Annotated in this window: 6 protein-coding genes; 1 reads left to right on the top strand and 5 read right to left on the bottom strand. The window is 41.0% G+C overall.

All coding sequences use genetic code 11. The features are described from left to right. Positions 1 to 577: 577 nt before the first annotated feature. The 4 genes from AC1931_RS15285 to AC1931_RS15270 all read right to left on the bottom strand — a co-directional run bounded on the left by AC1931_RS15285 (position 578) and on the right by AC1931_RS15270 (position 6,971). The gene (locus tag AC1931_RS15285) at positions 578 to 3,316 is read right to left on the bottom strand and encodes a sulfatase-like hydrolase/transferase (protein ID WP_483878143.1); all 2,739 of its coding nucleotides are present in this window, start codon (positions 3,314 to 3,316) and stop codon (positions 578 to 580) included. Positions 3,317 to 3,733: 417 nt separating this feature from the next. Then, a complete protein-coding gene (locus tag AC1931_RS15280) occupies positions 3,734 to 4,864 on the bottom strand; it encodes an alginate O-acetyltransferase AlgX-related protein (RefSeq protein ID WP_483878142.1) in 1,131 nt (376 codons plus the stop codon). A gap of 7 nt (positions 4,865 to 4,871) precedes the next feature. Next, a complete protein-coding gene (locus tag AC1931_RS15275) occupies positions 4,872 to 6,377 on the bottom strand; it encodes an MBOAT family O-acyltransferase (RefSeq protein WP_483878141.1) in 1,506 nt (501 codons plus the stop codon). A gap of 297 nt (positions 6,378 to 6,674) precedes the next feature. Beyond that, on the bottom strand, positions 6,675 to 6,971 hold the full coding sequence (locus tag AC1931_RS15270; RefSeq protein ID WP_483878140.1) for a hypothetical protein: 297 nt from the start codon (positions 6,969 to 6,971) through the stop codon (positions 6,675 to 6,677). 216 nt (positions 6,972 to 7,187) lie between these two features. Between AC1931_RS15270 and AC1931_RS15265 the strand changes: the two genes are divergently transcribed. Beyond that, a complete protein-coding gene (locus tag AC1931_RS15265; RefSeq protein WP_483878139.1) occupies positions 7,188 to 7,724 on the top strand; it encodes a hypothetical protein in 537 nt (178 codons plus the stop codon). 226 nt (positions 7,725 to 7,950) lie between these two features. Here AC1931_RS15265 and AC1931_RS15260 read toward each other — a convergent pair whose 3' ends face one another. Further along, positions 7,951 to 8,628, bottom strand: coding sequence for a GIY-YIG nuclease family protein (locus AC1931_RS15260; RefSeq protein ID WP_483878138.1), 678 nt, complete (start codon positions 8,626 to 8,628; stop codon positions 7,951 to 7,953). Positions 8,629 to 8,906: the final 278 nt, after the last annotated feature.

Here is an 8,906-nt window from a genome sequence, read left to right as displayed (position 1 = left end):
GTGTCCTGGGCCAGGCTAGACGATAGGGACTTGAAACTCAAGCCCCTGCGGGAAATGACCCCGCAGGTGGTACTTTTTGTGTGGTGAGCCGGACTGGGATCGAACCAGTGACCATCTGATTAAAAGTTTTTCACACTCTGTTGTGAAACCTAAAATAGACAGTAAATATGATGGGTTAGGGTTTTTCAATCTGAGTGAGTTTTGTTGCTTCGGGCCAACTCAGGGGCAATCTGGTTAGGAATTGCCACAATACAAGATCTATATCAATGGCCATCTGTTTAAAAGTTTTTCACACTCTGTCGTGAAGCCTGGAATAGACAGTGAAAACGGTAGCTTAGGGTTTCGCCATCTGAGTGAGTTTTGTTGCTTCGGTCCAACTCAGGGGCAACCGGGTAAGCAATTGCCATAATACAAGATCTATACAATGGCCATCTGTTTAAAAGTTTTTCACACTCTGTTGTGGCACCATGTATAGACAGCAAAGTTGACGGTTTCGAGTTCCGCCAACTGAGGTCGTTCAGTGGCTTCGGGCCAACTCAGAGGCAACCTGGGATTCCATCTGAAAAATCTAGCGTAGCTACCGAGGAGGCGTTAAAAAATCCGTGTAGATGCCGCCAACACCTTTTTCAATTAGTTTCGCTTGCATTTCTGGATCATTGACTGTGTGAGCGTAGCTGAAAATCTTCCACGATTTTAGTATTTGAGCCAATCCATCCTCAGCCAGTGCATAGTGCATAGTCAGAGCAAAAGGCTCTGTGGCAGCAACAAAACTTACCAGTTCATTCAAGTTGGTCTGCATTCGATACAGGGAAAGGATGACATTTTCGTATCCCATCGCCTGAGTCTCGTAATACTCGGTGTAGTTATACACTTGAGGGATAATGTGCTTGGAAAGTTCGCCATATTCACGCCTGATTTTTCTGAGTGCGGCCACATTCCGATTTTTAATGTCCGTAACAATGTAGGCATCTCCTTTTTGCTTAGCCCATTGAAGCACATCCTGCAGGGTCAGTTGGGTCAGTCCGTTTTTCGGTTCGAGCTTCAAAAAATCATCTCTTGTTTGTGTTCCCGGCTTATCCGGTCTATGAAAACGTCTTTCAAGGGATTCATTCCAGTCATGAATGGCAACAAGTTGGCTATCTCTAGTCCAGGAGAAATCTATCTCGAAAAACCGATGTCCTGAATCATAGTTCAGGTTGAGGGCTTCGAGACTATTAGTGTAGGTCTCTCCATCAATTCCTCCTCCGGCATGAGCAATATACGTAGGTGGAGACATCCCCTTATAAATGCGAGGTAACGAAAATTCTTCGAGTAATTTTTCCCTTGTTTGAATGAGGGTAGGATTTTCTAGAGAGCTACTTAAGGCCTCAATAATTTCTTTTGGGACATTGAAGTTTCCTCTTACCGGAGAAGTCAGATATTGGTTCGCTCCGGGTTTGCCTAGAAAAAAACAATATTCCAGTGGATGAAATTTGCTCTCCTCACAAAAACCCTGCAAGTTCACGTTGTAACTGACTGTAAAGGCTAAATCATCTTTATTTTGAAGTAAGATTTTTCCGAGGGTTGTATTGTCAACTCCACTGGAAAATTGAAATGAGTATACCTTTTTTAAGGCGAGAGATTTGCTGTCAAATATGAACACTGCTGATTCAGGTATTTGTGAATCACCTACAGATCGAAGACTGAACTCCCGATCCCCAAATGACAGGCTAAGATCGTTTAAGTTAAATGAAATACTGTTATTTAAGAGAGACACCTCTTCATCTTCCCATAATGTTGAGGCAATTTCTTTGAGTTGTGTTTCTTTTTGCATCCACGCATTTTTCCCAAAACGTTGAATCAGATATCCTGGGGATCGCTGAAGGGAAGAGCCGAATCCTAATTGTCCATGAAGTTCAAAACCCATCATGTCAAGAACGGTGGGCGCAATGTCGTAATGTATGCCAGCATTTGAGTTGATTTCTGATTGTCCATCCGGAAAGTTGATAAAGAACGTTAGGTTTTCAGGCTCTTCTGATTGTTCTAATAATGAAGTTGCGGTATTTCTGAGGGCAAGATGATCACTGAGTAACACAATGATCGTCTGAGCCGAATAAGGAGAAGATCTAATCTTCTGGACGAAGCGACTAACCAAGGTGTCAGTGCAATGAGCTGCGTTCAAAATTGAGTTGTCACCTGCTGCGTAATTTCCGCAAGATGGTGAAATATAACCATTTGGATTGTGAGTATCGAGGGTAAGTATCGTCAACATAAAAGGATCTGGATCTGAACTCAGATCAAGGTATTTAGCAAAGGCCAGTTCTAGAAGGGTTTCGTCATAAGCACCCCATGTATTAAGTGGAATGGACTCCCCTAGAAGGGTGAGAATTTCATTTTTACCAATTATTTCTGAAAAGCCATGAGATTTTAAAAACTTTTCCTTTCCAGCAAAGCGTGCATCAGCCCCTCCCATGAAAGATACTTGGAATCCATTCGCAGTTAAAAGGTCTCCCAGGCAAGTTGCTGAGGGCAAAAAGTTGTCATAGAGGCCAAAACTGTTTCCGGAAATGTTGTGGCGTCCCACTAATGGATATCCGCATTGAGAGGCAACGATACCTCCCATGGTAAATCCGGCACCAATACCTTGTGTAACATCACTAAATACAAGAGACTGATTTTTGATATTTTGTAGTTCCGGAAGCAACTCTGGAAACATATTTTCATCAAAAAATCTCTGATCAAGTCCTTCCAAATAGATAAAGACAACGTTTTTTCTTTCTTCCCCTGTAAACTTTGCACTGACTGAATTGTTGGCCAGTTCAGGAAACTCTGCATAAAGATCGACATGATCGGTCGGGGAAGGAGAGAGAAGTGCTACGCTTAATGATGTGGCAGATGGTGAAATTAGGAGCCCCAGCAAAAATAGACCAATACCGCCAACAACGACTTTCTTTCCTGCGTAATTGAATTTTGTGCTGAACCTATGAAATGAGAACAACAGACTTGAGAAGATGCCAAGGACCAATGCTGCTAACCAAAGGTATTCACCGATCCCGGCATGAATGACATCAGGGCGCAGATGATACCAAAAGGCACTGTTGAAGCCGGTCCCCTGTAGATACTGACTGATAAAGTAGGCAGTTTCGAGAATGATAAGTGGAAAAAAAATTACAGCAAATGCCGCCGTTGCCGATTTGGTTTTGGAAGATGATCCAAGGACAAGGATAAGCCCTGCATTGTAAAAGAGAACCGACAGCGGCCAGATGGCAGGAGCATCCGACAGGAAAATTCCGATCAGCGGCAGAAGTGTGGCAATGCCGATGGATAAGTAGAACATAGACCCCCTTAGTTTAGTCTTGAAATAACCACCGTTCAGCAACAGGCCGACAACGACGATTCTCTAAAATTTTACGATTGTCTTTTCACCGGATGCCTTTTCTCGCAACAAGACCAGCTTTTCGGTGGTTGTAGTATCCGAGCAAATTATGCAATTTTAAATCCATTTTACAATTAGATTTTTAGTGGAGAGTTGTGTAGATCAATCGTACGTTATCATGAGCTTTTTCAGGTTCGCACTAAGGGAGGGTGGACAACCAAGGCAGGCCATTATCACGTGATATGCCCGAACCGAACCCGGAAAAAGTTGAATTATCCCCAAACCGACACATTGAACCGGACCCTGATCAATGCACCCTCAATAATGTTCACAGCATCGCAGTGCTGCCGGAGGAACAAGTCAGGGGCAACTTAAACCTTAAAATATTACGCCCGGTAATAGGTATCTTTCAACTCGTTCTTCAATGACAACACTTGGTTTCGCAATCGCTATCCATTGCTGAATGTCTTGGTTGGTTCTCCATTGCATCCAAAGATAGACTACGTAATTGAAATCATCAGACAAATAAGGTTTTACCGCCTGCATGAATGAATCTCTAAAGACAATTGCATTGGGTAGGGTTTTGGCGTTTTTATAGTAGATCTGTGGGTTTCGTTCATTCTCAGATCCAGACACATGTGAGTAAGAGTATGGAATATTCGGTGTCAGAATATACTCCAGATCTTCGTAGTTGGATAGGGCGAGCATTGCACCGAGATCTCCTGGAGCATCAGTTATTAATTGCTTTATTGAGAAATCTTTAAGACTTCTGGGTTTGATTGATGGATGCGTAGTCGATAAATGATTTGAAATTGCATTGTAGGCAAAGAAGCCTCCTAGATTATTCCAATGCGTGCCATTTTTATAATATAGTGCTTGACCATTTATCTTCATAGATCTTAATTGTTGTCTTAAGTCCAGAATTGATACCGCTGAATACTGTTTAAGGTATTCAACAAGTAAATCAGTGTTGCTTTTCCTTGCGCTGTTCGAATATCCGCTAGGAAGATACTCTGGATAAATTGAACTTTTTTCTGGTGCTATAACAAATATATAGCTTATTCCATTTGCTTCTAGATATTTTTGCTTAGCTTCAAGATTTGATTTATATGATTTGAAAATGTCTTCATAGCCATAAGGAAGAAGTCCCAAGTGATTTGATATAGATGCTCCATCTTTTGCCTCTTCTCCATTATAAAAAAGCCATCCCTCCTTTCCAATGAGCACTTTTGGAGAACTGGATGATTTTAAAGCTTTGAATTTAATTATACTGTTCAAGCTTATAAAAAAGTTTCTTAACAAAAAAGTGTCATTAAAGTAACTTTCAGCGTTCTTTGGAAATGTAGATATCGTGTTGATAGAAAGATTTGGTTTTTCAGTTAAAGTTCTCTTTTCATTGATTTGGAATGACGATTTGAGTCGCGGGAACGCTTGCAGGCCAAGAGGAAGGAAAATTATCAGGATAAAAAAAATTGAGATTATCAGGTTTGCTTTGTGTTTATCTTTCATACATGGCCTAAAATCTAAAGTAAATAAACGGGTTGTAGGTACCGCTGGAAATGCTTGCCAAAGAAAGAAGTGTTATTGAAAGGAAAAGAATTATCTTAGCCCCCGAATAGATGATGTGAGATGTATTCCCGACGATGACAGATGTTTGTTCATATAGTTTTTCTAGCCATGTTGAAATCCATGGAACAATAGGCCAAGAAAATAATGTGCCTATAGTAATTGCTAAAAGGATCTCGCTGTTTAGATACATGTGAATATTGAAGGGATAGGCCTCTCCTGGTGAGAATCCCGCCAGGACGGAGTAAAATATCATCGCTTGGTCAAAAGAAGAGGACCTGAACAAAACCCATCCTCCCATGGCGACCAAGATGACATAGATGTGGCGAATAGGTAGCCATAATCGATCCAGCCAGATTGAAAGACGAAGTCGCTCAGCTATCAAAAACGCTCCGTGGTAGAGCCCCCAAATGACGAACACCCAAGATGCGCCGTGCCATAATCCACATAAAAGAAAAACTAGAACAAGGTTGAAGTAAACCCTGGCAGAATTGCCACGTCCACCACCTAACGGAATGTACAGGTAGTCCCTGAACCAGCTTGACAAGGATATGTGCCAGCGTCGCCAGAAATCCTGAACAGATCTTGCAGCGTATGGATAGTTGAAATTGATTGGGAAGGTAAAACCCAACATCCTTCCAAGGCCGATTGCCATGTCAGAGTAGCCGGAAAAATCAAAGTAAATCTGAAGGGTGTAGCAAACGATTCCAAGCCAGGCCAATTCAGGAGTTAACAATTCAGAGGGAAGGCCAAAAATTTTGTCAGCAGGCACAGCTACAGTGTTGGCGATAAGGACCTTTTTACCCAACCCTACGATGAAAAGGATACAGCCGGAAGTAAACAATTCGCTGCTGATAGTGCGTTGAAAAATTTGTTTAGAAATGTCTTTATAGCGAACAATCGGCCCTGCCACTAATTGAGGGAACATCGTGACAAAGCAGGCGAATCCAAGAAAATTACGAGTCGGCTCGATTTCTCTTCTGTACACATCTATGGTGTAGCTCATGCTTTGAAATGTGTAAAAAGAAATGCCAAGAGGTAATGCAATCTCTATAAAGTTATTTATCTGCCAGCTATGAAATCCTATTGAAGAAGTTATTGAATTAAAACTATTAAGACCAAAGTTGAAGTATTTGAAAAATGCTAGAAAAGATAAATTGCTTACTATTGATAGTGTAAGAAATGATTTTCTAAATCTTTCTTTATTCGTAGATCCGATCACTATTCCACATAAGTAGTCTATTGCTGTCGATGCAAGCATGACTAGAACAAGCCATGCCTCACCCCAAAAATAAAATAATATTGAAGAAAAGAGAATAAAAATGTTGCTGGTTCTTAAAAGAAAGTTTTGTATTTTTGTGTTTTTAGAGAGTTTTATTAAAGAAAATAATAGATGATATCCAAAAAGGAATATTGGGAGGAAAACAAAAAGAAATATTGGCGAGCTAAAAACCATCTTTTCTCTATGCCTTTAAGTGTCAGAGATTTTTCTATTTACTCCTTTTTTTTGTAAATAGATAGACAGTTTCTTTCAGTTAATAATAAAAGTTTTTTTGAACAAGGCTCTGAACAAGAGGTAAAGATTAGATTTGCGGAAGAAAGGATTTGTCGCCAACGCCTAGGACAAAGAACGTCTGCTCAGAGATCTTTTGAACAGACCGGTGGGGTTGCGGCATACGAATGAAACGAGCGGAAACTTGGCATGGTGAGGTTGGTACGGGGTTGGTTTGTGGAACGGTTTGGACGGGGGATTTTACTGAGTGGATTCTTCGATGAGGATGATTTCGGTGGGGAAGATCAGGCGGCGGAAGTGGCGGACATTGCCGTTGCATTCAATCCGGGTCAGGACGGTTTCTTCCGGGGGACCGAGAGCTTCGGCATAGTCACGTTCTTCTTCCTTCAGGATGGCGAGGTTGATGTCGAGATCATCTTCGTCGCCGTATTCCCTGACTTCATAGGCGCAGACGGACAGGTAGCCGTAGGCTTCCCGCCACAGTTCGGGATCGTCCTCGATCAGGGACAGGTCTTGCCAGTTGTTGATGCGGATCATATAGGGCTCCTTTCGTGGGCAATAAAAAAGCCCCGATCTCAGGGATCAGGGCGGGGTTGTGTGTTTTGTTGTAACTGATATGATTGATGGTCTGTATGGGTGGCAGGCACACAAGGTGGGCTCTGATGCCAGGGGTGTGATAGCCTAAAAGCATATTCTGAGTTCTTAAAATTTTGAGAACAACATCCTTATAAGATCGCTGATGGTTTATTATCCATGGCTAAAGAGCATACTTTCAGGTTTTGCGTAAAAAATCTTCAAGGGCTACATTCCTCGGTTTGGAGGATTTGGACATATAAAAATGATTGTTATCTTGGAAAGCGAGGCATAACTAATCAATATAAAATATGTTTTCATGAAAGTGGACAATGCCAGTGTGGTTTAACCAGTGAGATGAGAAAGACGCTTCTGGACGATCCCGGATGGAGAGGTGAGAGTAGATTTTATGATCAATGGAATGTCCCGACTATTCTGCCGGACTTTGGTCTAGTAAGACTTTTTCAAATAATTTTCCCGCATTCACATTTAGATGACTCTCAAATAAAAAACATGAAAAAAATCAATTGGTTTCAGTGCGATGCCGGAAAGGCTGTCACTATAGTCGTTTATAAAATGAACATAAAAGACAATGAGGAAATAAACTTTGAAGATAGTCAGGTAGAAATATCAAGGCTTCCATTAGAAAATGGATATTTTATTGTTGTGACATTTTGTCAAATTGAAGAAAAAAAACGAATATTTAGAAATGATTAAAAATTCAACAGCTACTAGTTATGAAAATATTTTCAATAGTGCAACTTCAAAAACTTACTTAAATTACGATTTCAGAGATTCAAAAGTAAAAATAAGGAATTGTGTTTTTTTTTATTGAGGGTGAAAATAGATACTGCTTTGATTCTTCAGTAGAAAAAGCTTTAGGGGGTAAAGAATCAATCTGAATTTTTCATGAAGATGAAAGTACTTTATTCTGGATTGATTTCTATAATAGAATTTCACTATTGATAAATTTAATTATTTCTAAAACTTCCTCTGGGTTAGTTAGAAACCACTCAGATCCTGGGGCATCTTTTAATTGTTTATTGCGTAATTTTAAAGAAGAATGAATCATTGACTCAAGTAACGCTGAATCATTAACTTTGATAACGTATTCAATTATTGGCTTCTCTGGCAATGAAGTAGAAGCCTGAGAAAGTACTCTTATAAATGGGTCGCGATCAGTTCTACCGATCTTACATGGCCATGAAGCTTCTCCTTTTAGCTCCGCAAGTTTTTTATAATTTTCAAAATAATATAGATAAACTGCGTTTAGGCCATTCCCAAATGAAGCATGAGTCGGGATGTCCTCTATCGTAATATCATCAGGCGTTTCTTCAGTTTCCTCAACAACTCTAGGAGCATCCCCTTTGTTTATCTCCCATATTCCATACGATCTATTAAGTGCGATTCCCTTTTCAGACATACGTGAAAGAGCTTTTTTAACAGACCTAGTAAAGTCTTGTGCTTCAGGAGCCAGACCTCCATTTGAAAGATGATAATCAAGAACTTTGCTTACTATCTCATCACGTTTTGCCAAGATACCATTAAATTGTCCGACAATAATTTCTTCAATTATTGAGGGTGTAATTGGCAACTTATTATAACGGTAATCCTCTGGCATTGAATGGCCTCCAATCGAATTTTACGGATTCTAACTTATTGGGAGGCAGAGTCAAGGAGGTCCGACACATCCCCAACCAACCCCCAGCCAACCTCCAAAAGAAAACGCCTCCTCCGATGACTCGAAAGAGGCGCTTCAATGTGGCGTCCCCAGGGGGATTCGCCCACTACGTCACCCGCATCACGCGGGCTCCTGCGTCGGCTCCCCTCCGCTCGCTGACGCGGCCGTCCTGGCAGCTTTTCTGACATTCAGTCAGCGCTCGCTGCGCTTCGAATCCC

This window comes from Pelovirga sp. C15f (assembly GCF_057178085.1).
This window is presented reverse-complemented; position numbering and strand designations above follow the sequence as displayed.

What these genes read in the sequence shown, in the direction of transcription:
- AC1931_RS15285 (WP_483878143.1), bottom strand. Translation starts at nt 3,316, where the DNA reads ATGTTCTACTTATCCATCGGCATTGCCACACTTCTGCCGCTGATCGGA.
- AC1931_RS15280 (WP_483878142.1), bottom strand. Translation starts at nt 4,864, where the DNA reads ATGAAAGATAAACACAAAGCAAACCTGATAATCTCAATTTTTTTTATC.
- AC1931_RS15275 (WP_483878141.1), bottom strand. Translation starts at nt 6,377, where the DNA reads ATGGTTTTTAGCTCGCCAATATTTCTTTTTGTTTTCCTCCCAATATTC.
- AC1931_RS15270 (WP_483878140.1), bottom strand. Translation starts at nt 6,971, where the DNA reads ATGATCCGCATCAACAACTGGCAAGACCTGTCCCTGATCGAGGACGAT.
- AC1931_RS15265 (WP_483878139.1), top strand. Translation starts at nt 7,188, where the DNA reads ATGGCTAAAGAGCATACTTTCAGGTTTTGCGTAAAAAATCTTCAAGGG.
- AC1931_RS15260 (WP_483878138.1), bottom strand. Translation starts at nt 8,628, where the DNA reads ATGCCAGAGGATTACCGTTATAATAAGTTGCCAATTACACCCTCAATA.